The 25,968-nt window shown below is 61.7% G+C and carries 25 protein-coding genes; 23 read left to right on the plus strand and 2 right to left on the minus strand.

Annotation, left to right across the window (positions count from 1 at the left end; genetic code table 11):
- Nucleotides 1-92: 92 nt before the first annotated feature.
- The 10 genes from BM399_RS21255 to BM399_RS15590 all read left to right on the plus strand — a co-directional run bounded on the left by BM399_RS21255 (nt 93) and on the right by BM399_RS15590 (nt 10,395).
- Nucleotides 93-236: a hypothetical protein gene (locus BM399_RS21255; RefSeq protein WP_177228187.1), complete on the plus strand. Its 144-nt coding sequence runs from the start codon at nt 93-95 to the stop codon at nt 234-236.
- Nucleotides 237-2,162, plus strand: a complete 1,926-nt coding sequence (locus BM399_RS15550) for a hypothetical protein (protein ID WP_244531290.1) — start codon at nt 237-239, stop codon at nt 2,160-2,162.
- A 7-nt stretch (nt 2,163-2,169) separates the two neighbouring features.
- Entirely contained in the window at nt 2,170-3,102 is a 933-nt protein-coding gene (locus BM399_RS15555) for a site-specific tyrosine recombinase XerD (protein WP_092868665.1), read from the plus strand.
- 56 nt (nt 3,103-3,158) lie between these two features.
- Complete coding sequence (locus tag BM399_RS15560) at nt 3,159-3,818, plus strand: pyridoxamine 5'-phosphate oxidase family protein (RefSeq protein ID WP_092868666.1); 660 nt, start codon at nt 3,159-3,161, stop codon at nt 3,816-3,818.
- A complete protein-coding gene (locus BM399_RS15565; protein ID WP_092868667.1) occupies nt 3,818-5,368 on the plus strand; it encodes a peptide MFS transporter in 1,551 nt (516 codons plus the stop codon). Before BM399_RS15560 ends, BM399_RS15565 begins: the two co-directional genes overlap by 1 nt.
- Before the next feature lie 157 nt (nt 5,369-5,525).
- The gene (locus BM399_RS15570; protein ID WP_092869137.1) at nt 5,526-6,473 is read left to right on the plus strand and encodes an acetyl-CoA carboxylase carboxyltransferase subunit alpha; all 948 of its coding nucleotides are present in this window, start codon (nt 5,526-5,528) and stop codon (nt 6,471-6,473) included.
- Between the two features lie 234 nt (nt 6,474-6,707).
- Complete coding sequence (locus BM399_RS15575; protein ID WP_244531291.1) at nt 6,708-7,610, plus strand: L,D-transpeptidase family protein; 903 nt, start codon at nt 6,708-6,710, stop codon at nt 7,608-7,610.
- Nucleotides 7,611-7,634: 24 nt separating this feature from the next.
- Nucleotides 7,635-8,534 (plus strand): L,D-transpeptidase family protein, encoded by a 900-nt coding sequence (locus BM399_RS15580; RefSeq protein WP_092868669.1) that lies wholly within the window; start codon nt 7,635-7,637, stop codon nt 8,532-8,534.
- Nucleotides 8,535-8,604: 70 nt separating this feature from the next.
- The gene (locus BM399_RS15585) at nt 8,605-9,660 is read left to right on the plus strand and encodes a L,D-transpeptidase family protein (protein WP_244531292.1); all 1,056 of its coding nucleotides are present in this window, start codon (nt 8,605-8,607) and stop codon (nt 9,658-9,660) included.
- Between the two features lie 162 nt (nt 9,661-9,822).
- The gene (locus BM399_RS15590) at nt 9,823-10,395 is read left to right on the plus strand and encodes a TIGR00645 family protein (protein ID WP_092868670.1); all 573 of its coding nucleotides are present in this window, start codon (nt 9,823-9,825) and stop codon (nt 10,393-10,395) included.
- A gap of 146 nt (nt 10,396-10,541) precedes the next feature.
- Here the strand turns inward: BM399_RS15590 and secA are convergent, their stop codons facing one another.
- A complete protein-coding gene (secA, locus tag BM399_RS15595; protein ID WP_092868671.1) occupies nt 10,542-13,493 on the minus strand; it encodes a preprotein translocase subunit SecA in 2,952 nt (983 codons plus the stop codon).
- 408 nt (nt 13,494-13,901) lie between these two features.
- Between secA and BM399_RS15600 the strand changes: the two genes are divergently transcribed.
- The 4 genes from BM399_RS15600 to mutT all read left to right on the plus strand — a co-directional run bounded on the left by BM399_RS15600 (nt 13,902) and on the right by mutT (nt 17,271).
- On the plus strand, nt 13,902-14,834 hold the full coding sequence (locus tag BM399_RS15600; RefSeq protein ID WP_092868672.1) for a peptidylprolyl isomerase: 933 nt from the start codon (nt 13,902-13,904) through the stop codon (nt 14,832-14,834).
- A 96-nt stretch (nt 14,835-14,930) separates the two neighbouring features.
- Entirely contained in the window at nt 14,931-16,178 is a 1,248-nt protein-coding gene (gene argJ / locus BM399_RS15605; protein WP_092868673.1) for a bifunctional glutamate N-acetyltransferase/amino-acid acetyltransferase ArgJ, read from the plus strand.
- Nucleotides 16,179-16,192: 14 nt separating this feature from the next.
- Nucleotides 16,193-16,852: a thiopurine S-methyltransferase gene (locus BM399_RS15610; RefSeq protein ID WP_092868674.1), complete on the plus strand. Its 660-nt coding sequence runs from the start codon at nt 16,193-16,195 to the stop codon at nt 16,850-16,852.
- Nucleotides 16,849-17,271, plus strand: a complete 423-nt coding sequence (gene mutT, locus BM399_RS15615; protein WP_092868675.1) for an 8-oxo-dGTP diphosphatase MutT — start codon at nt 16,849-16,851, stop codon at nt 17,269-17,271. Before BM399_RS15610 ends, mutT begins: the two co-directional genes overlap by 4 nt.
- Here mutT and BM399_RS15620 read toward each other — a convergent pair.
- Nucleotides 17,234-18,130 carry a methyltransferase domain-containing protein gene (locus BM399_RS15620; protein WP_092868676.1) on the minus strand — a complete coding sequence of 299 codons (897 nt, stop codon included), beginning with the start codon at nt 18,128-18,130 and terminating at the stop codon, nt 17,234-17,236. The two genes, mutT and BM399_RS15620, sit on opposite strands and share 38 nt — an antisense overlap.
- 120 nt (nt 18,131-18,250) lie before the next feature.
- Between BM399_RS15620 and BM399_RS15625 the strand changes: the two genes are divergently transcribed.
- From BM399_RS15625 to BM399_RS15665, 9 genes are all read left to right on the plus strand, one after another.
- Nucleotides 18,251-19,063 (plus strand): ComF family protein, encoded by an 813-nt coding sequence (locus tag BM399_RS15625; protein WP_092868677.1) that lies wholly within the window; start codon nt 18,251-18,253, stop codon nt 19,061-19,063.
- A gap of 127 nt (nt 19,064-19,190) precedes the next feature.
- Complete coding sequence (gene grxC / locus BM399_RS15630; protein WP_092868678.1) at nt 19,191-19,451, plus strand: glutaredoxin 3; 261 nt, start codon at nt 19,191-19,193, stop codon at nt 19,449-19,451.
- A 2-nt stretch (nt 19,452-19,453) separates the two neighbouring features.
- Nucleotides 19,454-20,329 carry a carbon-nitrogen hydrolase family protein gene (locus BM399_RS15635; protein WP_092868679.1) on the plus strand — a complete coding sequence of 292 codons (876 nt, stop codon included), beginning with the start codon at nt 19,454-19,456 and terminating at the stop codon, nt 20,327-20,329.
- Nucleotides 20,326-20,763 carry a DUF1178 family protein gene (locus BM399_RS15640; protein WP_092868680.1) on the plus strand — a complete coding sequence of 146 codons (438 nt, stop codon included), beginning with the start codon at nt 20,326-20,328 and terminating at the stop codon, nt 20,761-20,763. The genes BM399_RS15635 and BM399_RS15640 overlap by 4 nt, the downstream gene beginning before the upstream one ends.
- Nucleotides 20,764-20,909: 146 nt before the next feature.
- On the plus strand, nt 20,910-21,974 hold the full coding sequence (bioB, locus tag BM399_RS15645; protein WP_092868681.1) for a biotin synthase BioB: 1,065 nt from the start codon (nt 20,910-20,912) through the stop codon (nt 21,972-21,974).
- Nucleotides 21,958-23,091, plus strand: a complete 1,134-nt coding sequence (locus BM399_RS15650) for an 8-amino-7-oxononanoate synthase (protein WP_092868682.1) — start codon at nt 21,958-21,960, stop codon at nt 23,089-23,091. Before bioB ends, BM399_RS15650 begins: the two co-directional genes overlap by 17 nt.
- Nucleotides 23,088-23,735 (plus strand): dethiobiotin synthase, encoded by a 648-nt coding sequence (bioD, locus tag BM399_RS15655; RefSeq protein WP_092868683.1) that lies wholly within the window; start codon nt 23,088-23,090, stop codon nt 23,733-23,735. Before BM399_RS15650 ends, bioD begins: the two co-directional genes overlap by 4 nt.
- Nucleotides 23,732-24,991, plus strand: coding sequence for an adenosylmethionine--8-amino-7-oxononanoate transaminase (locus BM399_RS15660; RefSeq protein ID WP_092868684.1), 1,260 nt, complete (start codon nt 23,732-23,734; stop codon nt 24,989-24,991). Before bioD ends, BM399_RS15660 begins: the two co-directional genes overlap by 4 nt.
- On the plus strand, nt 24,988-25,968 hold the full coding sequence (locus BM399_RS15665) for a beta-ketoacyl-ACP synthase III (RefSeq protein WP_092868685.1): 981 nt from the start codon (nt 24,988-24,990) through the stop codon (nt 25,966-25,968). The genes BM399_RS15660 and BM399_RS15665 overlap by 4 nt, the downstream gene beginning before the upstream one ends.

Raw genomic sequence — 25,968 nt, forward strand, 5'->3', positions numbered from 1 at the left:
ATCCACGGAGGGGCTCTTCGGCAAAATACCATAATGAGTCATAATCGCGCCCACAAAGATGTTCACCTAACGGCCGGGACGGGACACAGAAAATGCCGAGCCTTTTCCGGCTTTTATTCGTACTTTGCGCGCTGACAGCGCTGGTTCTGGGCAGCCTTTACGTGCTGGCGACCCGGTTTGAGCCGGAGCAGCAGACGATCAGCAAGCCCGTGCAGAATATCAAAATCCGGCGGTGAATGACGATGGTGTATGCACACCGAAGACTGACAGCGGCAGCCAAATGCCTCCTGGTGCTCCCGCTTCTTCCCCTCGCCGCCGCCACCGCGTCAATGCCAGCTTCCGCGCAGGACGCGCCCGCCGCACCTTCTGCCGCACCCGCAAAGAAGAAGAAAGTCGATCGGAACGACGCTTATTCGCCACCCGCTGATCAGCGCACCTATCTGCAGCCATCGGGCAGCCCAGCGGCCGGCAATCCCGGCGGGGGCGATATGTGGTCCCAGCCCCCTCCTTCCTCCGGCGGCGACAGTTCCTCCGGCCACGACAGGGCCGGCCCGAATCGCGACAGCCGGCCGGCCCCGCAGAACGGCGTCGTCCGCGGCGCTATTCTGCCCGGCGTCGAAAAGGACGATCTTGCGCCCGTCATGTCGGAGGACGGCTCCGGGTTGCCTTACGAACTGTGGGGCGGCATGGACGTCGCCGCACTCGAAAAGCTGATCAGCACGATCGAGATCCCGCCCAGATCGCCGGTTTTGCACGACCTGTGGAAGCGGCTGATCACTTCGCCTTCGCCCGGCACGTCGAGCGCGAATTTCGCAGCATTGCGGCTCGAAGCGCTTTACCGCTCGGGATTGGCGCGGGAAGCCGCCGCTGAAATCGCGAAACAGGGTGGCAACGACAGCCCGCTGCTCGTCACACTTCAGGCTCGCAACGAGCTTGCCTCCGGACACTCGGACAAGGCCTGCGAACTCGTCGCCAGGTCGGCGACGCTCAAGGGCAACATCCCAGCGCGGCTCAAGGGACAGTCCATCCTGATGGCGGGCTATTGCTCGGCTATCCAGGACGACAAATCATCGGCGGGCCTTGCCGCCGATCTGGCACGCGAGGAAGGCGTCGAGACGTCTCCCGGCCTCGAGGCGCTGGATGCTCTCGCGCTCAATTCCAAGCCTCACTATTCGCCGGTCAAACAGATAACGCTCCTCGACTACCGGATCGCCGAACGGGTTGGAGGGCTTCCTCACAAAACGGTTTTGGAGAAGGGCGAACCGGCGTTGCTGGTCTCGCTCGCGAGCGATCATTCGACGCCGGCCGATCTCGGAATGCCATCGACTGAGGCGGCGGCGCGATTGAACGCGCTCACGCCTGAGCAACTTGCGGGCATCTATCGCGTCAATGCGGAGCAGGTGCCCGCGGATGAACTTTTAGCAGGCCGCGTACCGCAGGGCGTTGGCCGCCGCGCGGCGCTCTTCAGAGCTGCCGAAGACGAACGCACGCCGATGCGCAAGGCGCGACTTATCCGGACCTTCCTCGATGACGCCAAGCATGAAGGTCTCGGCATGATCGGCGCCCAGATGATTGCGCCAACCACCGCACAACTCCGGCCGGCTCCCGAAATCGTCTGGTTTGCCGAAACCGGCGTCGAGATCGGCTTGGCATCAGGTCAATTCAACATGGCTCGCGATTGGATCGCCGTTGCCGATCAGGGCGGCGGTCCGGGCCTCGGGCATTGGCGCGCCTTGATCGATATCGCCGACGCCAAAGAGCCCGACCGCGGCCGAAGCTTTTCGGCTCTCGAGACCTATGCCGCGAACGGCCGCTTTCCGTCGGCCGCGCTCTATCGCCTGACGACGGTGCTCGAAGCGCTCGACTATCTGGTGCCTATTCCGCTCTGGGATGCCGCGAACAGGACACCGCAGCCGACGTCCGGCTATCTGCCGGAAACGGGCGTTTTGACTGAATTGCAGGTGGCATCGAAAAAGCAGGAATTCGGGCACACTGTTCTGCTGGTCATGAAGGCGCTTGGGCCGAACGGAGCGCAAGACGCGAACCTCATCGCGCTCGGCGACAGCATCCGGGCTCTGAAGCGCGCCGGTCTCGAAGCCGACGCGCGGAGGCTCGGCCTTGAAGCGCTGCTCCCTTCATGGCCGCGCACAGAAACGAATTGAGGGCTTGATGACGGGTGTCGCGGAACGCGATGGCTACCTCGCGGACTTTCTTGCGATGCTATCGGCCGAGCGCGGCGCCTCGGCAAATACCATCGAAGCCTACACGGCCGACCTCGAAAACTTTCTCGGCTTTTTATCGGAGAAAGGGATCGCGCCGGCGGACGCCAAGTCAACCGACGTGCAGGCCTATATCGGATGTCTCGCGAGCGAGGGACAAGCGGCGACGTCACGCGCACGGCGGCTCTCGGCGATCAAGCAGTACTATCGTTTTCTGCTCGCCGAAGACATGATCGCGCTCGATCCGACGTCCGGCCTCCAGGGGCCGAAGAAGCAGCGCGCTCTTCCGAAAGTTCTGAGCATCGCCGAAGTGGACCGGCTGCTCGCCGTTTCGCAGCAGCAGTGCGAGGGCCAAGAGGGCCGAGCGCTCTTTCGCGCCTTGCGGTTTCACTGTCTCCTCGAAGTTCTTTACGCGACAGGCATGCGCGTTTCCGAACTCGTTGGGCTGCCGCGCAACGTTCTCAGAGGCGATCAGCGCGTTCTCACCATCAAGGGCAAAGGCGGCCGCGAGCGGCTCGTTCCGCTCAACGCGACAGCGCGGCGGGCGCTCGACGCGTTTCTTGGCGTTTCGGCGCGGCTCGATAATTCGGAATGGCTATTTCCGTCGAAATCGGCGCTTGGCCACGTGACGCGGCAGGGTTTCGCGCAGGATCTCAAAAGCGTTGCCGAAGCGGCGGGAATTGCGCCGGAACGCGTGTCGCCTCACGTGCTCCGCCATGCGTTCGCAAGTCATTTACTCGATCGCGGCGCGGACTTGAGGGCCGTGCAACAGCTTCTTGGCCATGCTGACATTTCGACGACGGAGATTTATACGCATGTGCTGCAGGAGCGGCTGAAGGCACTCGTCAACGCACATCACCCGCTCGCCAAAAAAACGAACTAGACAGACGCCGGCGATCCCTCAGGATGGCGGCGCGTTCAACTCAAGGGGAGACGCCAATGAGCCGCCTTTACGGAGACGTCCATCGCGCCATGCAAATGGCCTTCGATACGCGGGGGATGGCAGACCGGGTCGAGGCGGTTGCCGTCAAGCCGGAGATCGACGAGACTGCGAAGGCTTTCATCGAAAGCCGCGATATGTTCTTCCTAACGACGATCGACGATCGTGGCCGTCCGACGGTCTCTTACAAAGGCGGGACACCCGGCTTTATCAAGGTGCTCGATGCCAACACGCTGCTTTTTCCGAGCTACGACGGCAACGGAATGTACCTGTCGATGGGCAATATCTCGGCCAACCCGGAGATCGGCATGCTGTTCATCGACTTCGAGAAGCCGTTTCGCCTGCGCGCGCAAGGGCGTGCCGAACTCATCGTGAGCGGGCCGGAGCTCGACGGCTTCAAAGAGGCCGAAATGGTGGTGAAGGTGAGCATTCACGAAGTCTGGATGAATTGCCCGCGATATGTTCACCGCCACGCGAGGGTCGAAGCTTCGCGTTATGCGCCGGGCGTCGAAACCGAAACGCCATTTTGCGAGTGGAAGCGCATCGACGCGATGCAAGATGTGCTGCGTCCGTTCGAGCGGTCCAAAGTGGAAGAACTCGGAACAACAACCATCGATGAGTGGATGGGCAAAGTCATGACCGGCGACAAAGGCGCCTGATGCCTTCGCGCAAGAGCGAACACGTTTCTGCAAACGGAGGCGCGGCTTCGATCGTAGCGGAGCCGCGCAGCTCTTGGTTTGGCCTCGGGCTCGGCCTCTCATCGCATCCGCGCGGGCTTTCGGCACTTTACTTCACCGAGCTTTGGGAGCGCTTTTCGTATTACGGAATGCGGGCGCTCTTGGTTTTGTTCATGGTGGCTCCGATCACCGAAGGCGGGCTCGGCTTCGCGACACCCAACGCCGGCAGCATCTACGGCACCTACGCGATGGCGGTCTATCTCCTGGCCCTTCCCGGTGGCTTCATCGCGGACCGGCTTCTGGGCGCGAAGCGAAGCGTGCTCTTCGGAGGGGCGACGATCGCCTGCGGGCACTACGCCCTGGCGTGGCCCTCGCCTTCGACGTTCTATCTCGGCCTCGCGCTGATCGCGATCGGCACGGGTCTTTTCAAACCGAATATCTCAGCTCTTGTCGGCGGCCTTTATTCAAAGGACGACACGCGGCGCGACGCCGGTTTCTCGCTCTTTTACATGGGCATCAACATCGGAGCGTTTTTGGCGCCGCTGGTGACGGGCTTTCTCGCGCAGAGCAGCATGTTCAAGGGCTGGCTTGCCGCGGCCGGTTTCGATCCCAGAATGAGCTGGCACTGGGGCTTCGCCGCGGCCGGCGTCGGCATGACGATATCGATGGTGCTCTTCTATCTGAACAGGAACGAGCTCAAAGATCCCGATGTCGCGGCGCCTGAATCGACGTCGTCGGTGGTCCGTCAGGGTATTCTTGTCAGCGTCGGCTCGCTGGCTCTCCTCGCGATTGCACTTCTCTCCGACGTCGAGGGTTTCCATTGGCTGCGCTGGCTCTTCGTCGTGCTGCCGCTCCTCGGCATCGCTTACGGCGCGACGCGCCAGAACGACCCGGATGCTCGCCGCATGGCGGCCGTCGGCGTCTTCTTCATCGCGGCCATGATTTTCTGGGCGGTCTTCGAACAGGCTGGCACCACGCTGTCGCTTTTCGCCGACGCGCTGACGCGCAACGAAGTCTTGGGGTTCTCTTTCCCGTCATCGTGGTTCCAATCGGCCAATCCGATCTTCGTCATACTGCTGGCGCCGATCGTCGCGGCGTTATGGATAAAGCTCGGCAAACTGCAGCCGTCCTCGCCCGTCAAGTTCGGCCTCGGCCTTGTATTCCTCGCTGGGGCGTTTCTCCTGATGGTTCCAGCCGCCACCTACGCTGCAGACGGTCGTGTCTCGCCGCTTTGGCTGCTCGGGCTCTACCTTCTGTTCACCATCGGCGAGCTGATGCTGAGCCCGGTTGGACTTTCGACGATGACCCGCATTGCGCCGCCCAGAATGTCGGGCCAGGTGCTGGGGATCTGGTTCCTCGCAACCGCATTCGGAAACAAGCTCGCCGGCGACATCGGCGGCGCCTTCACCGCCAGCGATCCGGACGCACTCGCGCTCTCGTTCCTGGCGCAGGCCGGGCTGGTTGCCGTCGCGGCGGCGCTGATGTTCGCGATCGCGCCAACGGTGCGGCGACTTTCGGAGGGCGAAAGTTAAACAATCTCAGAGCCCGGCGTGCCTGAACTGGGTGCCGCAGGTCTTGACGCCTTGACACCCGCGGCCAGCCGTGGCGAATGTCGCGCGTGAAAAAGGCGCTTGCCGCACGCTTCAGTTGCACAGCAGAAAGCCAAGTTCCGTGAACGCTACGACCGCATTGCGTACCTACCTCGACTTCGAAAAGCCGATCCTCGAGCTTGAGAACAAAGTTGCCGAGCTCAAGGCCATGCAGACCGAAGGCAAGGGTCCGCACATCGCTGACGAGATCACCAAGCTCGAACAGAAGGCGAAGGCCGCTCTGGCGGATACCTATGCCAAGCTGACGCCTTGGCAGAAGACGCTGGTTGCGCGGCATCCGGAACGGCCGCACGCGCTCGACTTCATCGGCGGCCTCATCGAGGAATTCACGCCGCTCGCGGGCGACCGGTATTTCGCCGAGGATGAAGCCATCGTCGGCGGCATCGGCAAGTTCCGGAACAGATCGGTCGTCGTTCTCGGGCACGAGAAGGGTGCCGACACCGAGCAGCGCATCAAACACAATTTCGGCATGGCGCGCCCCGAAGGCTACCGCAAGGCCGTGCGGCTGATGGAACTCGCCGAACGCTTCAATCTCCCGATCATCACGTTCGTCGATACGCCCGGCGCTTATCCCGGCATCGGGGCCGAGGAGCGCGGGCAAGCCGAAGCCATCGCGCGCTCGACGGAATGCTGCCTCAGGCTCGGCGTTCCGATTGTCACCGTGATCGTCGGCGAAGGCGGTTCGGGCGGTGCGATCGCCATTGCGACGGCCAACCGGATTCTTATGCTCGAGCACGCCATTTATTCGGTCATATCGCCCGAAGGCGCCGCGTCGATCATCTGGCGCGACAGCAACAAGAAAGAAGAAGCCGCGACCAACATGAAGATCACGGCGCAGGACCTCGATCAGCTCGGGGTCATCGACGCGATCGTAAAGGAACCGACGGGCGGCGCGCATCGCGACCGCGAATCAGTAATTATCGCGACCGGTAACGCGATTGCCCGCATGCTTTCGGAGTTCGACGGCAAGTCGGCCGAAGATATTCGGGCTCAGCGTCACGAGCGGTTTTTGTCGATAGGGCGTTAGTCGCGAACGAAATTCCTGTCCGACATTCCGACCGGCGGGGCCGACCCGCCCACCGTGACGCCGCATTTGGACACGATACTTGAGTTGACTCGGATCTTCTCCGATTTCAGTAATCGTTTGAGTTCATTGTGCTAACAGTCCGCCAGCCCGCGGCACGGGGAATTTGTTCGGGACGGGAAGGGCGTATTGGTGGGAACCAACACTGGCTCGACGATGAGAGCCGTTGTGCTGCTCATGACTACAATCGCCGTCGCGACGCTCGCGGCGTGCTCGAGCGCGCCCACAATTCCTCCGCCATCCGAAGTGCCGTTGTCGAACGAGGCGCTGTCGCTCCTCGCCAAGAAGGGCATGCAGCCCGGGTCACCGGTTTTCGTGCGGGTCTTCAAGGAAGAATCCGAGCTCGAAATCTGGAAGCAGCGGGACGACGGCCGCTTCTATCATTTCAGGACGTACCCGATCTGTAATTGGTCGGGCGAGATCGGGCCGAAGCAGAGTACGGGCGACCGGCAAGCTCCCGAGGGCTTCTATACGATCACGCCTGTCCTTATGAATCCGAACTCAAAATTCTATCTGTCGTTCAACCTCGGGTATCCCAACGCCTTTGACCGGTCTTGGGGCCGCACGGGCGATTCCGTCATGGTGCACGGCAACTGCCGCTCGGCAGGCTGCTACGCCATGACAGACGCGCTGATGGAAGAGATCTACGGGCTTACGCGCGAGTCGTTGAAGGCGGGCCAACCGAGCTTCCAGCTTCACGCCTATCCGTTCCGCATGACAGACGCGCGGTTGGCTCGAGAGAAGTCCAACAAGTGGTACGGCTTCTGGAAAACCATGAAGCAGGGATACGACTACTTCGAAAAGTATCGCATTCCGCCGAGCATCACCGTCTGCGAACGGCGGTACGTCGTCGACGCCGTTGCCCGCAGCCGCCCTGATCCGGCTGGACGTTGCCCGGCGTTTGATCGACCCTTCGTCACGGCCTTTACGCCGCTGCCCGAGCCTGCTCAGATGGATGTAGCGAGCGGCAACAAGCTCAAGGGAATTGCAAATCCCGATAACGAACCATCGCTTGCCGAGATCAAGACTGCCAAGCAGCAGCAGAGTTCGCAATCGTCCCTTGCGAACGCGGCGAACTGATCCTTCGGCGTCGCGGGCAATTCAATGACACAGCAAAGCGCGACCTCGTCCAAATCGCGACAGCCACGGCGACTCCGGGTGGGCAAGGTGCTCGGCTTCGGCGCCGTGCTTTTGGCGGTCGCTGCGGCCGCGTTTTTTTCGGTACCGGTATGGCTGCCGAAACTGCCTGGCGGCGAAGCCACTCTGATCAAGTACGAGCGAAAACTACGGCGGCTTCACTGGGATTTCGGTCTGCCCATGCCGGGCGAGCCAGATCTCGCGAACTATTCCGAGCGGCTTCGGAGCGCCGGCGTCACCGAGGGCGCGCCGGTGCTGATCCGGATCTTCAAGAGCGAATTCGAGCTTGAACTCTGGATGCAGCGCGACGGCGTGTTCCGCCATTTCGCGACGTATCCGATCTGCCGCTGGTCGGGTGATCTCGGGCCGAAGCTGCAAGAGGGCGACAGGCAAGCGCCGGAAGGCTTCTACACGGTCGATTCCTCGGCCCTTAATCCCAATAGCCGCTGGTACCGGTCATTCAATCTTGGCTACCCGAACGCCTTCGACCGGGCGCATGGGCGCACGGGTTCGCTGATTATGGTTCATGGCGGCTGCGGGTCCATCGGCTGCTTCGCGATGACGGACGCGCAGATGAAGGAGATCTGGACGCTCGTAACCGCGGCGCTTTCGGGCGGCCAAAAGCGCTTTCAAGTTCAGGTCTATCCGTTCCGGATGACGGACGAGCGGATGAACGGGCATGCCCAGAGCCCTGCTCTCGACTTCTGGAAAAACCTGAAGGCTGGCAATGACCTGTTCGAATCAAGCATGCTGCCTCCGAAGGTGAATGTCTGCGCGGGCAAGTACCAGTTCGGGCTAGGGGAAAAAGGCTCCGCCGACGTCTCTACGATCGACGACACGTGCGTCGGCGAAAACGCCAAAAGTTAACCGTTCACAGCGTCGCTTATCTCGCCGGTGTTGGCGAAAAGTCACTTCGAATTGCGTGCTCGGGGCGTTAATGTTCCGTTCGCGAGAGGGCAAGGTACTCGGTCGCAAGTCCATGGTGTCGTACGGTTCAACGCGTCTGAAGCTCGTCGCGGCGATGATCCTCGGTCTCGTCGCGATCAGTCATGCCGTAATTGACCCAGCGAACGCGCTGACGATCGAACTCAAGGACGTTGCCGCCGATCGCGTCGAACGCCAGCGTGCGGCTGCGACGGGCGCGCTGCCGCTCCCCGGAACTCCCGACGTCGGCGTGCTGCAGCAGCGCTTGAAGGAAAAGGGCGTGACGCTGTCGTCGCCCATCCTCATCCGCATCTTCAAAGCCGAGTCCGAGCTCGAGGTCTGGAAGCAGAAGGATGACGCCTTCATCCTGTTCGCGACCTATCCCATCTGCCACTGGTCGGGCACGCTCGGGCCGAAACTTCGCGACGGGGACCGGCAAGCGCCCGAAGGCTATTACACGGTTACGCGCGCGCAGGCGCGGCACGTGGGGCGATGGCCGGTGTCGCTCGATATCGGCTTTCCCAACATCCTCGACCAGTCACAGGCGCGGACCGGGTCCGACATCCTCATTCACGGCGGATGCTCGTCGGTCGGCTGCTTCGCGATGACGAACCCGGTATCGGAAGAGATCCATCAGCTGACGATAGCTGCGATCGATGCGGGCGAGCAGCTCGTGCCGGTGCACATCCTGCCGTTCCGCATGACGGATGAGAACATGGCTGCACAGAGTGCGTCGCCGTGGTCGCCATTCTGGAACAACCTCAAGGACGGTTACGACGTCTTCGAGCGCACGAAGCGTCCCCCGCAGGTCGGGGTGTGCAGCGGCCGCTATATTTTCCGCGAGGCGCGGGCGAAGGAATTGCCAGGTCAGCTCGACGCGTGCGGACCGACGATCGCCTCCATCCGCGAGCAAGATCAGTGGCTCGCGAACGTGCCGCCGCCCTCGCGTATTGTGCCCAAGGCTCAGGCCCAAACGGCTCAGTCGAACACGCCGCCTATTCCGCAGATCCAGACGAGCCTCGAAAGCGATGCGCCCCCGCCCATGTTCTCGTGGCGGCTTATTCGCTGACTTCGCCGCGCTGACACATAGTGCCGCTAACTGTAGCTGCCGCTTGTGATTTTGCCTCGCTATCCTACTTACGTAAGCGCCTAGTCGCCGCACTGCCGGGCGCTTGCCTTGCGTGGCCAACGTTGCGATAGAGCACACAAATTCACGGATTGAGGATCATCGATGGCCGAAAAAACAATTGCGAAGCGCGTAGAGATCGTCCTGGAGGGCTGGTTATTCAGTTCGCGCTGGCTACTCGCGCCATTCTATTTCGGCCTCGCACTGTCGCTCATCATTCTCCTCATCAAGTTCATGATGGAGCTTTTTCACCTCGCGGCCGTCGCGTTCTCATCATCAGAGTCCGATGTGATCCTTGGCTTGCTGACGCTCGTCGATTTGACGCTGACAGGATCGCTGCTGATCATCGTCATTTTCTCGGGGTATGAAAATTTCGTCTCGAAGATGGATCATTCGGATGACGGCGACCGGCCGGCCTGGATGGGAACGATCGACTTCGCTGCTCTGAAGCTCAAGATGCTTTCATCGATCGTCGCGATATCTGCCGTGCAGCTTCTCCGTCAATTCATGTCGCTCACCACGGTCACGCCAGAGCGCGAGAAAGAGCTGATGTGGCTCGTCATCATCCACGTGGTGTTCGTCGTTTCGAGCGTGCTCTTGGCGCTGTCCGACCGGATTGCGGGCGGCGGACATGACGAACAGCCGGCATCCGACTCGTCGAAGGGGAACGGCCACTAATTGGCAACCGGTCGATCGGCGCTCCACTTGAGGCGGCGCCGATCCACCTCTCCAGCTCGCAGGGTCTGTCGAGCTACTCGACGCAATCAATCACTTCGCTCAGATGACGGAATACAATTGAGGCGCCTTTCGGCGCCTCAATGCTGTTAATCCATCTTGCCGTGGCAGTGCTTGTATTTCTTGCCCGAGCCGCAAGGGCAGAGGGCATTGCGCGAGACGCGGCCCCAGGTGGCGGGGTCTTTCGGATCGACCGCGCCCTCATTCTTACGGCTCTGCAGCGGTGCGCGCCTCTCGGGCTCGGGTCCCGCTGCGCGGCGTGCACGAGCCCCTTGAATGGCGGCATCGGCCATCGCCAGTTCGGGATCGCGCTCGAATTCGTCGAAGCCCGTCGTCGCGTCGACGTGGTGGGCTTCCATCGGCGGCAGATCGACGGGCTGCAGCGCGGGCTGATCCTCGGGCGGCGCCAGTTCGACGTGCATCAGCTGGCCCGTCACGTTTTCGCGCAGACGTCCAAGCATGCTCTCGAAGAGGATGAACGCTTCGGATTTGTATTCGTTCAGCGGATCGCGCTGGCCGTAAGCGCGGAAGCCGATCACCTGGCGCAAATGCTCAAGCGTCACAAGGTGCTCGCGCCAGAGGTGATCCAGCGTCTGGAGCAGCACCATCTTCTCGATCTGGTGATAGAGCTCCGGTCCGAGTTCCTTGGCTTTTTCGTCCGCCTTGGCGTCCGCGGCGGCCTTGATGCGTTCCTTGATCTCTTCGTCGGCGATGCCTTCCTCGGCAGCCCACGCGTCGATCGGGAGATCCAGCGCGAGGACGTCGTTGACCTGCTCGTAGAGGCCCTTCGTGTCCCACTGCTCGGCATAGGCTGCGGGCGGAATGAAGCGCGTGACGTATTCGTCGATCAGTTCATTGCGAAGCTCGACGACCGTCTCGGAAACGTTCTCCTGGCCCATGATGTCGAGCCGCTGGTCGAAGATGACCTTGCGCTGGTCATTCATCACGTCGTCGTACTTCAGGATCTGCTTGCGGATATCGAAGTTGCGCTGCTCAACCTTCTTTTGTGCGGTTTCGAGCGACTTGTTCATCCATGGATGCGTGATCGCTTCGCCGTCCTTCAGGCCGAGCGTCTGCAGCACCTTGTCCATGCGCTCGGATCCGAAGATGCGCATCAGGTCGTCATCGAGCGCCAGATAGAACTTGGAACGGCCAGGGTCGCCCTGACGGCCGGAACGACCGCGCAGCTGATTGTCGATGCGGCGGCTTTCATGGCGTTCGGTCGCGAGCACGTAGAGGCCGCCGGCTTCGAGCGCCTTTTTCTTATTGGCGGCGACGTCGGTGACAAGTTCAGCGCGCTTGGTGCTAATGGCCGACTCGTCCGGCGGCGTTCCCTTTGCCGTTTCTTCGGCGATCCAGTCGCGCAGACGGAACTCGGCGTTGCCGCCCAGCTGAATATCGGTACCGCGGCCAGCCATGTTGGTTGCGATCGTCACGGCGCCGGGCTGGCCGGCCTGTGCAACGATGCTCGCTTCCTGCTCGTGATAGCGCGCGTTGAGCACCTGATGCGGGATCGGGTCGCCCTTACCCTTGGATTCGGTCGCCAACTTGTTTAGATGTGCCGCCGTTTCCGTCAAATGCTTGCGGAGTTCTTCTTCCTTACCGGGCTTGATGGCAGCCGCCTGCTCTTCGAGCTGCTTGGCAAGTTCCTTGAAATACTTGTGGTCCTTCAGAAGCTCCGAAAGTTGCTCGGACTTCTCGATCGACGTGGTGCCGACAAGGATCGGCTGGCCGCGCGTTCTGGCTTCCGCGATCGACTGCACGATAGCGGCGAGCTTCTCACGCTGCGTCCGGTAGATCTCGTCATCCTCGTCGACACGGCTGACGGGAAGATTGGTCGGGATGTCGATGACTTCGAGCCCGTAGATATCCATGAACTCGCTGGCTTCGGTCATTGCCGTACCGGTCATGCCGGCGAGCTTCTTGTAGAGACGGAAGTAGTTCTGGAACGTGATCGACGCGAGCGTCTGGTTTTCGGGCTGGACCTCGACCTTCTCTTTGGCTTCGAGAGCCTGATGCAGGCCTTCCGAATAGCGGCGGCCGGGCATCATACGGCCGGTGAACTCGTCGATGATGACGACCTGTCCGCCTTTGACGATGTAGTCCTTATCGCGCTGGAACAGCTTGTGCGCCTTCAGCGCCTGCGTCAGGTGATGGACGATCGTGACGTTGTCGATGTCGTAGAGCGTGCCCTTCAGAAGGCCAGCGGCTTCGAGCTCGCGCTCCATCTTTTCGTTGCCGGCTTCCGAGAACGAGACCTGACGCTGCTTTTCGTCGAGTTCGAAGTCTTCCGGCGTGACGATCTTCATCAACGCATCGATCTGCTGATACAGATCGGCCCGGTCTTCCAATGGGCCGGAGATGATCAAGGGCGTGCGGGCTTCGTCGATGAGGATCGAGTCCACTTCGTCGACGATTGCGTACGTGTGCGGACGCTGCACCATCTCGGTGTAGTTCATCTTCATATTATCGCGGAGATAATCGAAGCCGAGCTCGTTGTTCGTGCCATACGTCACGTCGCAAGCGTAGGCGATCTTGCGGGACTCGTCGCTCATGTCGTGGATGATGCAGCCGACGGTGAGACCCAGGAAGCGATAGACCTGACCCATCCAGTCCGCGTCGCGCTTGGCGAGGTAGTCGTTGACGGTAACGACGTGGACACCTTTGCCGGTGAGAGCGTTCAGGTAAACGGGCAGCGTGGCGACGAGCGTTTTACCTTCGCCCGTTTTCATTTCGGCGATGTCGCCTTGATGGAGGACCATGCCGCCGATGAGCTGGACGTCGAAGTGGCGCTGGCCAAGCGTGCGCTTTGCCGCTTCGCGGACCGTCGCGAATGCGGGAACGAGCAGGTCGTCGAGCGAGGCGCCGTCGTTCAGCTGCTGACGGAATTGCTCCGTGCGCGCTCGAAGCTCTTCATCGGACAGGTCCTGCAGCTCGGGCTCGAGCGCATTGATGGCCGCGACGCGAGACCGAAAGCCTTTGACTCTCCTCTCGTTCGAGGAACCGAAAATCTTCGAAGCGAGATCACCGAACGAGAGCATATTTTTAGATCCGTCCTACAAATTCGTCTTGGCCGCACCCCCTGGCACGGCCGGCTCAGTCTCTTGTCGCCGGGCAATAAAGCCAAAAAATGCGCGGCAAAGGCCTCCCCGCCACGCCTGCGTCGACGTCCCCACAGCGCTCTTAATTGCGCGGTCGACACGGGCTTTAACGCCCGACCCGATTAGGGGCAGACATAAGAACTCGCCCCCCCGACTGTCAATGTTATGCGCTATAACGCCGACGTAAGGGATTTTCTTCCTGTGGCCAAGAATTAACTTGGTTTTCTTGGCCTAGCCCGCTATCGAAACCCGCTTGTTGGCCGCCTGCCGCGGTCTTGCCGTCGTGCCCCAAACGAGCTTTGAGACGGCAATTTAAGGTCCTCAACCTCCAACGCGGAGCCAACGCTGATGAAGCGTATCACCCTTATTCTTATGACTTTCGCGCTCGCGGGCATGGCCGCACCTTTCACGGCGGCTGCCGAGGACAAGGTTGTCGCCACGATCGACGGCAAACCCATTACCGAAGGCGATCTTGCGGTGGCCGAGAGCGAAATCGGCTCAGACATGGGCACAATGCCGCCCGAGCAGAAGCGCACATCCCTTCTCGAATTCCTCATCGACAATCAGCTTTTTGCGGAAGCGGCCGAAGCCCAGAAGCTGAATGAGGGCGCCGACTTCGAGACGCGCCTCAACTATTTGAAGCGCCGCGCCCTTCGGGAACTCTATTTCGACAAGGTCATCAAGGCCTCGGTCAGCGATGCTGATGCGCGCAAGATTTACGACGACCAAGTGAAGCTTTTGAAGCCGGAAGAGGAAGTATCGGCGAGACATATTCTCGTCGCTACTGAAGATGAGGCCAAGGCTCTGAAAGAAAAGCTCGACAAGGGCGCCGACTTTGCTGAGCTCGCCAAAGAAAGCTCCAAAGATCCGGGCTCGAAGGAAGACGGCGGGAACCTTGGTTACTTCGGTCATGGGCAAATGGTGCCGCAGTTCGAAGAGATCGTCTTCAAGCTGAAGAAGGGCGAAGTCTCCGACCCGGTAAAGACGCAGTTCGGCTGGCATCTCGTGAAGCTCGAGGATCGCCGGACCAAGCAGCCGCCGGCGTTCGAGATCGTGAAGGACCGGATCGTCCAGTCCCTGCTTCTGCAAAAAGCTCAGCAAACGGCTGTAGGCCTTCGCGGAAAGTCGAAGATCGAGATCGTCGATCCGGAGATCAAGAAGACGGTGGACGCTCGCAATGCGGCGATGCAGGCCCAGTCGAAGCCGGCGGCCGCTGAACCGCCCAAGGACGCTCCGAAGGATGCTCCCAAGGAGGGTCCGGCCGAGGCGGCGAAGCCCTAAGCTTCCCCGCCAAGTCAAAAAGTTCTTGCTCGGGCCGCTTGATTATGGCGGCCCGATCTGTTTCAGGGAGCCTCGCGCCCTCTCCGGAGATCCCTTATGAGCAAAGCTTCGAGCGTTTCGCCGTTCGCCCCTAAAACACTCGCGAAATTGCCGAGTATCGAGGGCGTTGCCTTTGCCACTGCGGAAGCCGGTATCCGCTACAAGAACCGCACCGATCTCTTGCTCGCCGTGGTCGACGAAGGGACGTCGGTTGCGGGCGTCCTCACGCAATCGAAAACCGCGTCGGCTCCGGTGCTCGCCTGCCGGAAGCACCTGAAGAAAGGGGCGGCGCGGGCGGTCGTCGTGAATTCGGGCAACGCCAACGCTTTCACGGGGAAAAAGGGCAGCGAGGCGGTCGACATCACGGTTGCACATGCCGCTGAGGCCGTTGGCTGCAAACCGCACGAAGTCTTCGTCGCTTCGACCGGCGTCATCGGCGAACCGCTCAACGCGGAAAAGTTCGCGCATCTTCTCGGTGACCTCGCCAAACGGGCCGAGCCCGACGCTTTCGAAAAGGCGGCGCGGGCGATCATGACCACCGATACCTTTCCGAAGCTCGCGACGCGCACCGCGCTGATCGGGGACACCGAGGTCACCATCAACGGTTTCTGCAAGGGCGCGGGGATGATCGCGCCCGACATGGCGACGATGCTGTGCTTCATCTTCACGGATGCCGCGATCTCGTCCGATGCGCTGCAAGAGCTGCTGGCCGAGCACGCCGCGACCACGTTCAACTGCATGACGGTCGATGGCGACACGTCGACGAGCGATACTTGCCTGATGTTCGCGACTGGGAAGGCGGAAGCTCGCGGGCAAAAGCTCATCACGAAGGCCAAGTCGAAAAAGCTCCAGGCGTTCTCGGAGGCTCTCTACGACTTGATGCGCGATCTCGCGATCCAGGTCGCGAAGGACGGCGAGGGGCTTACAAAGTTCGTGACGTTCGAGGTCGGCGGCGCCAAATCATGGCACGCGGCGCGGGCGATCGCTCTCTCCTGCGCCAATTCACCCATTCTCAAGACGGCGATTGCCGGAGAAGATCCGAACTGGGGCCGGGTCGTGATGGCGGTCGGCAAGTCCGGCGAAGCCGCTGACCGCGACAGGCTCGCGATCTGGTTCGGTCCCCACTGCGTTGCGCGCGACGGGGAGCGCGCCGCGGATTACGACGAGAAGACAGTTGCCGCGTACATGAAGAACCCCGAGATCGTCATTCGCGTCGACGTCGGGGTTGGTAAGTCGGGAGCGCGGGTCTGGACCTGCGATCTCACGCACGAATACGTATCGATCAATGCCGATTACAGGAGTTGAAAAGCTGAGAGCCAATGGATAAGGCGTTCTGGCACGAGCGCTGGCAGCGCCGCGAAATCGGTTTTCATCAGCAGCGAATCCATTCGCAGCTTTTGCGCGTCTGGCCGAAGCTTGGATTACCCCAGGAGACCGCCGTTTTCGTGCCTCTTGCGGGTAAGAGCCGCGACATGGTCTGGCTCGCGACGCAGGGGCATCGCGTCATCGGGGTCGAGCTGTCTGACGTTGCGGTCCGCGAATTTTTCGGCGAAGGCGGCCAAGTGCCAAATCGCTCCTCGGCGGGCGCGTTCGAGATTTCGTCCGCCGGGCCGTTCGAGCTTTATTGCGGCGATTTTTTCGAACTCGATGCCGATGTCCTGAAGGACGTCGTGGCGGTTTACGACCGTGCCGCTCTGATCGCGCTGCCACCTGGAATGCGCGCCTATTACGCCGAGACGCTTGCCCGGATCGTGCCGCGTGAGGCGATCATTTTCCTCATCGCGATCGATTATCCCGAGGGTGAGATTTCCGGGCCGCCATTTCCGGTTTCGCGCGACGAGGTTCAACGTCTTTACGGGGATACGTTCGAGATCGAAGTGCTCGAGACGCGCGATGGCCTCGCAGACAGCGACAACCTGAAGAAGCGCGGCGTGACGCGTCTCGAAGAGACCGCTTACCTGCTGAGGCGGCGCGCATGAAGCCGTTGCTTCTCGTTGCCGCCGTGGCGCTCATCGACGACGATAAGCGGGTGCTGATCGCCCAGCGCCCGGCGCGAAAGTCCATGGCCGGCCTTTGGGAGTTTCCTGGCGGCAAAGTGGAAGCGGGCGAGACGCCCGAGGACGCGCTTTGCCGCGAAATCAAGGAAGAACTCGACATCGAGCTTTGCCGGACGTGCCTCGCGCCCTTCAACTTCGCGAGCCATGCGTACGAGAATTTCCACCTTCTGATGCCGCTCTACCTCTGCCGTACATGGGAGGGCGACATCACCCCCCGGGAGGGCCAGACCGTCAAGTGGGTCAGGGCGCTCGATCTCAACCGCTATCCGATGCCGCCTGCGGACGAGCCGCTCATTCCGTGGCTCAGAGATCTTTTGAGCGGGGCTTCAGCACATCTTTGAGACTGACTTCGGCCGATCCCGGCCGCAGCGGTTTCTGCTGGCTTTCGTGCGGAACCCATCCGGTCAACGTGACGATCTCGAATGTTGCGGGCACGCGGCCGCCAGGAAGCCCAAAACGCTCTTGATAGATTTGCGCTGCCCGTAACAGCAGGGTGCGTGTCACCGGCGTGCGGCGGCGCTCCGTCAGGGCATTGCTCGCCGCCATGGCCTTGATTTCCTGCATCAAGGCGAGAGGCGAGGCGTAGGTTACCTCAACGAGGTCACTATCGGCGACCGGCAGCGCGAAGCCCGCGCGCTGGAGAAGCCCGCCAAGCTCGCGGACGTCGGCGAATGGCGCGACGCGAGGAGAGGCGCCGCCGAGAACTTCATCCTCAGCGAGAATCCAGGCCTCGCGCAGTTCTCTGAGCGTTTCGCCGCCGAGCAGCGCGCCGAGAAAAAGCCCGTCTGGCTTCAGCGCGCGATTGATCTGGATGAGAGCTCCGGGGAGATCGTTGACGAGATGGAGCGCAAGACCGGACACCACGAGATCGAGGCTCTCCGCCGCGAACGGCAGTGCTTCCTCGTCGGCAACGACTTTCAAACCGCGTGCGCGCACCAGGCTCGCGAGAGACGATTCGACATCGATGATCGTGCCGATCGCGGGGAGCGTCCGGAGCCGTTCGGCGACGAGCCCGTTATACGCACCCAGACTGACGGCAACCGGAAAATCCCGGCGCACGAGCGAAAGACGTTCGGCGAAATCGGCCGCCACGCGCTCCAGCAGAAAATCGGGAAGGTTCGCGCCGCCGGTCGCCTTGGCGATGCGATCGCGGCGCATTCTCATAAAATTGCGATCGAATATCTGCGGTGCGCCGGGCATCGCCTGTCTTTCTCGTAAGTTGGATCCGGCTCGTAGATGGCCGGGGCCGATAGCCCTGACCCTGCAAGGGCCGGCGTCGAAGCTCTCGCTGGCGTTAGCGCGTTGCGCTAGTGTTGTGCAATGTCGAACAGTAACACGGTTGCGGAAGACGACACGGGAGATAGCACGAGCGGCAGCTCAGGAGTGCTCTCGCAGCATCGTCCTTTCCGCCGGCTTCGACGTGCAGCCCTCGATCTGTTGCTGCCCCCGGTTTGCCTCGGCTGCCGGACGCGGATCATGGACCACGATTCCCTGTGCCCATCCTGCTGGAGCCAAATCAATTTCGTCCGCCCTCCGGTGTGCGACCGGCTCGGATTGCCGCTGGCCATCGATACCGGCGGCGTCACGCTCTCAGCTGCCGCCGTTGCGAACCCGCCGGACTACGATCGCGCCCGGGCGGTCGCCAGCTTCGGCGGCCTCTTGCAGGTGCTCATTCACGGGTTCAAATTTCACGACAATCATAACGCCCGGCGGCTTTTCGGGCGATGGATGGCGGACGCGGGGCGCGAAGTGCTTGCCGATGCCGACCTTCTCGTGCCGGTGCCGCTCGCGCGGTGGCGGCTGCTGGCACGGCGATTTAACCAAGCGCAAATTCTGGCGGCAGAGGCCGGGCGGCGAACCGGCAAGCCCGTCAATCCGTTCGCGCTCGTAAGAATCCGTTCAACGCCACATCAAATCGGCCTCACCCGGGCTCAGCGGAGCCGGAACGTGGCGGGCGTTTTCCGCGTACCTGACCGTGAAGTGCCGAATATCTCAGGAAAAGCCATAGTTTTGGTCGACGATGTCATCACGAGCGGTGCAACGGCATCGGCCGCGGCCCGGGCCTTGAAACAGGCGGGCGCTTGCAAAGTCGACGTGCTCGCACTTGCGATAGTTTCAGAACGTTATTCCTGAGGCTGCAAAGGGCGTGACAAAGGCGCGGCACAGCGGCGCAAATCAGCGATGCAAGGTTGCATGACCTCGGGAACGGTTTAGTTTTGATTCGAACTATTTATATGGCGTGTTGAGAGGCGCCGAAGAAATGCAGAAGGTGACGGTCTACACTGCTGGCAACTGCTGCTACTGCCATATGGCCAAAGACCTATTGCGGCGCAAAGGTGCCGCCTTCGAGGAAATCGACCTGTCGGGCCGCAACGATTTGCGCGCTGACCTTACCTTGCGCGCGGGCGGCCGAAGAACAGTTCCTCAAATCTGGATCGGGGATGTACACGTGGGTGGCTGCGACGACCTTTTCGACCTCGAGCGCAGCGGACGCCTCGATACGCTTTTGACCGCAGCCTGATCATGTCATCACGTTCCAAAACAGCTTTCCGCGCCGCTCTCGTACAAATGCGAGCGGGCCGCAGCGTCGAACGCAACGTTGCCGACGCGGTGTCGCTCATCAACGAAGCGGCGGACCGCGGAGCCGATTACGTTCAGACGCCGGAATGCACGACCTTGATGGAGCTCGATCAAGCACGTCTCATGGCAGAGACGAAGCCCGAGGACGGCAACGTCGCGCTCGCGGCGTTCATCGATGCCGCCCGCAAGCGCAAGATCTGGTTGCACATCGGATCGATGGCCGTGAAGGTCGGCGAGCGGCGTCTCGCCAATCGCACATACGTCATTGCTCCCGATGGTGCGATAGCCGCGCGATATGATAAGATTCACATGTTCGATGTCGATCTCGGCGGTGGCGAGTCCTACAGCGAAAGCGTGAACTATCAGGCCGGGCCGAGCGCAATTATCGCGGAGCTTCCGTGGGGCCGTCTTGGCCTGACCATTTGCTACGATTTGCGCTTCCCCGCGCTGCATCGGGCGCTGGCGAAGGCCGGAGCTAAATTCATCACCGCGCCGGCAGCGTTCACGCGGACAACGGGCGAAGCGCATTGGCATACGCTGCTCAAGGCGCGCGCCATCGAGACCGGCGCTTATATTCTGGCGGCGGATCAGGGCGGCCGGCACGAAAACGGCCGGGAAACGTTCGGCCACAGCCTCATTATTTCGCCTTGGGGCGAGGTTTTGGCGGAAGCAGGTGTTGATCCCGAGGTCGTCGTCGCCGACATAGATGGAGCATACGTCGACCAAGTGCGACGAAAGCTGCCGTCACTCACTCACGACCGCGATTTCGATGTCGTGGTCGCCAACTCGAAGGCGCCGTCACTGGTGCACGGATCGTGATCAAGTATCGTCTTGAATGTTCGTCGGGACATGAATTCGAAAGCTGGTTCCGCGCGAGCGCCGATTTCGATTCCCAATCGCTTGCGGGCGAGATCGCCTGCCCGTTCTGCGGCTCGATCGACATCGAGAAGCAGCCGATGGCACCCTCAATCGTGACGAAGGCAGCCGTCGCCTCGCGGTCCGCTGGTCCCGCGGCGATGCAGAGCGGGGACTCGAAGGCCACTCTCGAAGCACTGCGCGCCATCAAGAAGACCGTCTTCGAGAACACCGAAGACGTCGGACCGCGTTTCGCGGACGAAGCGCGCAAAATGCATTTCGGCGAAATTGAAGAGCGGCAAATTCGCGGAAGCTCGACCCTTGAAGAGGCGCGCGAGCTCGTCGACGACGGCGTGCCGTTCGGCATCCTCCCCGCCCTTCCCGAGGATCTTAACTAAAGCTCGAGGGAAAGCTCCCGATTGCCGTTTTCCGTGGGCCTGTCCGGCTCAGAGAGGCATTTTGGCGGTTGCTAGCCGGGGCGGAAGCGGTGCAAACATCTTCTCCGGATCGGGGCGGTGTCCGCCCCCGCGGAGATCGCACCTGAATGACCTCACCCGTTACCCGTCTCGATGCCTCTGGCCGTACCCGCGGAGGCCCGGCAATCCGCCATGACTGGACGGGCGCCGAAGCTCTGGCGCTCTACGAGCTTCCGCTCATGGATTTGCTCTTTCGCGCCCAAAGCGTGCATCGGACGTCTTTCGACCCGAACAAAGTTCAGATGAGCCGTCTCCTGTCGATCAAGACGGGCGGCTGCGCGGAAGACTGCGGCTACTGCAGCCAGTCCGCTCACCACAAGACCGGCCTAAAGGCATCGAAGCTGATGGAGGTCGAGCGCGTCCTCACCGAGGCCAAGAAGGCCAAGGCCGCCGGCGCGACGCGCTATTGCATGGGCGCGGCATGGCGCAGCCCCAAAGCGCGCGACATGGACGTCGTCGTCGCGATGGTTGAAGGCGTCAAAGCGCTCGGCATGGAAACGTGCATGACGCTCGGCATGCTTTCGGACGACGATATCGTCAAGCTGCGCGACGCCGGCCTCGACTATTACAATCACAACGTCGATACGTCCGAAGCCTACTACGACAAGGTCATCACTACGCGGACGTATGCAGACCGGCTCGATACGCTGGCGCGCGTTCGCGATGCCGGCATGAAGGTTTGCTCGGGCGGCATCGTCGGCATGGGCGAAGAGCGGCAAGATCGCGTCGACATGCTCGTGACGCTCGCCAACCTCGAAGAGCATCCGGAGAGCGTGCCGATCAATATGCTCGTCGCCATTCCCGGAACGCCGCTCGGAGACACCGAGCGGATCGACCCCATCGATTTCGTCCGCACCATCGCGGTCGCCCGCATCATGATGCCGAAGTCCTTCGTGCGTCTCTCGGCGGGACGCACTGAAATGAGCGACGAGATGCAGGCGCTTTGCTTCTTCGCGGGGGCTAATTCCATCTTTGTCGGCGATACGCTGCTGACGGCGGACAATCCGGGCGAAGACAAGGACAGCAAGCTTTTTGCGAAACTCGGCCTGTCGGCGCTCGACATTCAAATCGCCGATCCTCACGAGGCGGAGCTAGCGTCCACTGCGGTTCAACGGGATGCCCGGCAATCATGAGCGTGCGCTCGACGCGCTCCTGCGCCGCGGGCGTTTGAGGACGCTCGAAACGGCGCACGGCATCGATTTCACGTCGAACGACTATCTCGGGCTCGCGCAATCGCGCGAGCTGGCGCAGGCGGTTGAGCGGGCGGTTGCTCGCGGCGTGCCGGTCGGCGCCGGCGGCTCACGCCTGCTGCGCGGCAATCACGAAGAACACGAGGCGCTGGAGTACGAAGCGGCGCGCTTTTTCGGCGGCGAGACGGCGCTGTTCTTTGGCGGCGGCTTCATCGCGAATTCGGCTTTGCTTTCGACGTTGCCATCACGGGGCGATCTCATCGCCTATGACGAGTTCATTCATGCCAGCGCTCACGACGGGATGCGCTTGTCGAAGGCGAACTCCGTCGCGGTTCGTCACAACGATGCGCAGGCCTTCGAGGACAGCATCGCAGCTTGGCGGCGCGATGGCGGCACGGGTCAGGCGTGGATCGTCATCGAGAGCCTCTACAGCATGGATGGCGACCGGGCGCCGATCAGGGATCTCTTCGACATCGCGCGGCGTCACGATGCGATGCTCATCATCGACGAAGCGCACGCGACCGGCGTCTTCGGCGCGAGCGGCCGCGGACTTGCAGCCGATCTCGAAGGCAACGACAACGTCATTAGTTTGCATACGTGCGGCAAGGCGCTCGGCGCCATGGGCGCACTGGTGATTGGACCACGGGTTATTCGCGATTTTCTCGTCAACCGAGGAAGGCCATTCATTTACGCGACCGCCCCATCACCGCTGATCGCGGCGACGGTGCGCGCGGCACTCGAGATCTGTGAGACGCAGCCCGAACGGCGGGAGCGTCTGATGAGCCTCGTCGCGCATGCGGAACGGGAACTCACCGCGAAGACGCGCTTTACCCCTTCGGGTTCGCAAATCCTGCCGCTGGTCGTCGGCGGCGATGTCCCTGCGGTGGCGCTTGCGAGATCGATGCAGAGCCGCGGCTACGACATCCGCGCCATCCGTCCGCCGACGGTGCCGGAAGGCACGTCCCGGCTGCGGCTGACGATTACGCTCAACGTGGATGAAGTCGCAATCACACGGCTTGTCGACGATATCGCAGCGGCCGAAGCGGAGACCGCGGCATGACCATTCGTATCGTCGTTGCCGGCACCGGAACGGATATCGGCAAAACCATTTTCGCCGCCGCACTCACGGAAGCGCTCGACGGATATTATTGGAAGCCCGTGCAGGCGGGCCTTGCAGGCGATACCGATGCCGAGACCGTCAATCGGCTGACGACCTTGGCGGAATCTCGCATTCTTCCCGAGAGATACCGGCTGAATACGCCGGCCTCGCCGCATTTTGCAGCCGAGATCGACGGCGTCGAGATCGATTCCAAGAAGCTTTCGCCGTTCGGGCTGCCGACGCCCCTGGTCATCGAGACGGCTGGCGGCCTCATGGTGCCGCTGACACGGCGCTTGTTACAGATCGACCTGTTGGCGCAATGGAGACTGCCTGTCATCCTCTGCGCCTCAACGCAGCTTGGAACGATCAATCACTCGCTGCTCTCCATCGAAGCCCTGAAACGCCGCGCCATTCCAATTCTCGGCGTCGCTTTCATCGGCAACGAAAATCCCGATAGCGAGCGCACGATCGTGACGTTCGGGGCCGTGAGGCGACTCGGCCGTCTACCGCGCATCGACAATCTCAATGCGGACACTCTGCAGGCGGCATTCGCCGAGAATTTCGCGGTTGCGGACGTTCTCGATATCGGGGCCGTCGGCCCATGACGTCCTCAGCCATCTGGCATCCGTTCACGCAGCACGCGCTCGAACCATCCATGACCCGCATTTCCCGGGCCGAAGGTGCGTGGCTCGAAACCCCGGAGGGGAAGCGCATATTCGACGGCGTCTCTTCGTGGTGGGTGATAACGCACGGGCATCGGCATCCGAAGATCATCGAAGCCATTCGCGCGCAAGCCGAGCTGCTCGACCAGGTCATCTTCGCCGGCTTCACGCACGAGCCTGCGGAAGCCGTTGCGGCTGGTCTGTTGAAGATCGCGCCGCCAGGTTTGCGCCACGTGTTCTTTTCCGACAGCGGTTCAACGTCCGTCGAAGTCGCTCTCAAAATGGCGCTCGGATATTGGAAGAATACGGGCCGGCGCCGCACGCGCATTCTCGCGTTGGAAGATGCCTATCATGGCGACACCATCGGCACGATGTCGGCCGGGGCTCGCGGTGTTTTCAACGCGGCTTACGAGCCGCTGCTGTTTGAAGTCGGCCGCATTCCGCTTCCCAAGCCGCACCATGCGCAGCCGACGTTCGATGCACTCGAAATCGCGTGCCGGAAAGGGGACGTCGCCGCGTTCATTTGCGAGCCGCTGATCCTCGGCGCGGGCGGCATGCTGATGTACGACGCGGACGCCCTCAAAGAGATGCACCGGATCTGCAAGGCGCACGACGTGCTCTTCATTGCAGATGAGGTGATGACCGGTTTCGGCAGAACGGGAACCGTGTTTGCGTGCGAGCAAGCGGGAATATCGCCCGATATCCTCTGCATCGCCAAGGGAATTACCGGCGGGTCGATACCGCTCGCGGTTACGATGTGCAGTGCGCCCATTTACGACGCTCATCTCTCGAAGGACCGTTCGCGGACGTTCTTTCACTCAAGCTCTTACACGGCCAATCCGATTGCTTGCGCCGCGGCGGCTGCCAATCTCGAGGTGTGGCGTCGCGAGCCGGTCATCGAGCGGATTTTGACGCTGACGGCGAACCAGGCCCTGTGTCTCAAAGACTTGGAAGCCGACCCGCGCTTCTCGAACCTTCGGCAGCTTGGTACAATCACGGCCTTCGAGCTTGCCAATGCTCAACAAGGCTATCTTGCCGACATTACGCTCGCGCTGCGGGCGCGCCTTCTCGAACGCGGCGTGCTTCTTCGACCATTGGGATCGACCGTTTACGTGATGCCGCCCTATTGCACGACCAAGGATGAACTCAAGTTCGTCTATCGCAGTCTCGTCGATACCGTCGATGAGGTGCTGTCGTGACGGGCGTGGAAATCATCAGCTATGGCCATTACGCGCCGGAGCGCATCGTATCCAATCGGGAAATCGAGGCGCGCCTCGGTCTTGAGGCCGGCTGGATCAAGCGGCGTACCGGCATCGAGGAACGCCGATATGCGGCGGACGGCGAAGCGCTTTCGGATATTGCGGTGAAGGCCGGCGACATGGCGCTCGCCCGAACGGGGTTTTCACGCGGCGACGTCGGGCTGCTCTTACTCGCGACTTCGACGCCGGATCATTTACTGCCTCCGTCATCACCGCTCGTCGCGCATCGTCTCGGATTGGCGAACGCCGGTGCGATCGACATGGCGGGCGCTTGCGCAGGTTTCATCTATGCGCTGACGCTGGCCGACTGTTTCGTGCGCACGCAGGGAACGCCGGTTCTCGTCATCGCAGCCAACATTCTCTCTCGCCGTATCAACGAAGCGGATCGCGCAAGCTGCGTGCTCTTCGCGGACGCAGCAGGAGCCGTCTTGCTGGCGCCGTCCGCGCGGGCGGAGGCCGGCATTCAAGGCGCGCATCTGGCAGCCAAGGGCGAGCACTACGATCTGATCACGATACCGGGCGGCGGCAGCCGGAAGCCCTTTTCAAAAATCCGCGATCCACAAGACGTGCTGATGGTGATGAACGACGGTAAAGCCGTCTACGCGGCGGCCGTCGATATGATGACGGAGTGCGCGGAAAAGGCGTTGGCAAAGGCCGGGATGTCCACTGCGGAAGTCGATCATCTCATCCCGCATCAGGCCAATGAGCGGATGATGAATACCTTGGCGCACCAGCTTCACGTTCCGCCCGAGCGTCTCAGATCTACGATCGAGAATTTCGGTAACAGCTCGGCTGCGACGATCCCGTTCACGTTGTCGGCCACAGCGGCCGATCGGCCGTACGCGGCGGGCGAGACCATACTCATGACCGCGGCGGGCGCCGGATTAACCGGCGGCGCCGCAGTCTTCAGATTGTAA

The sequence above is a fragment of the Hyphomicrobium facile genome (assembly GCF_900116175.1).
Classification (GTDB): domain Bacteria; phylum Pseudomonadota; class Alphaproteobacteria; order Rhizobiales; family Hyphomicrobiaceae; genus Hyphomicrobium_B; species Hyphomicrobium_B facile.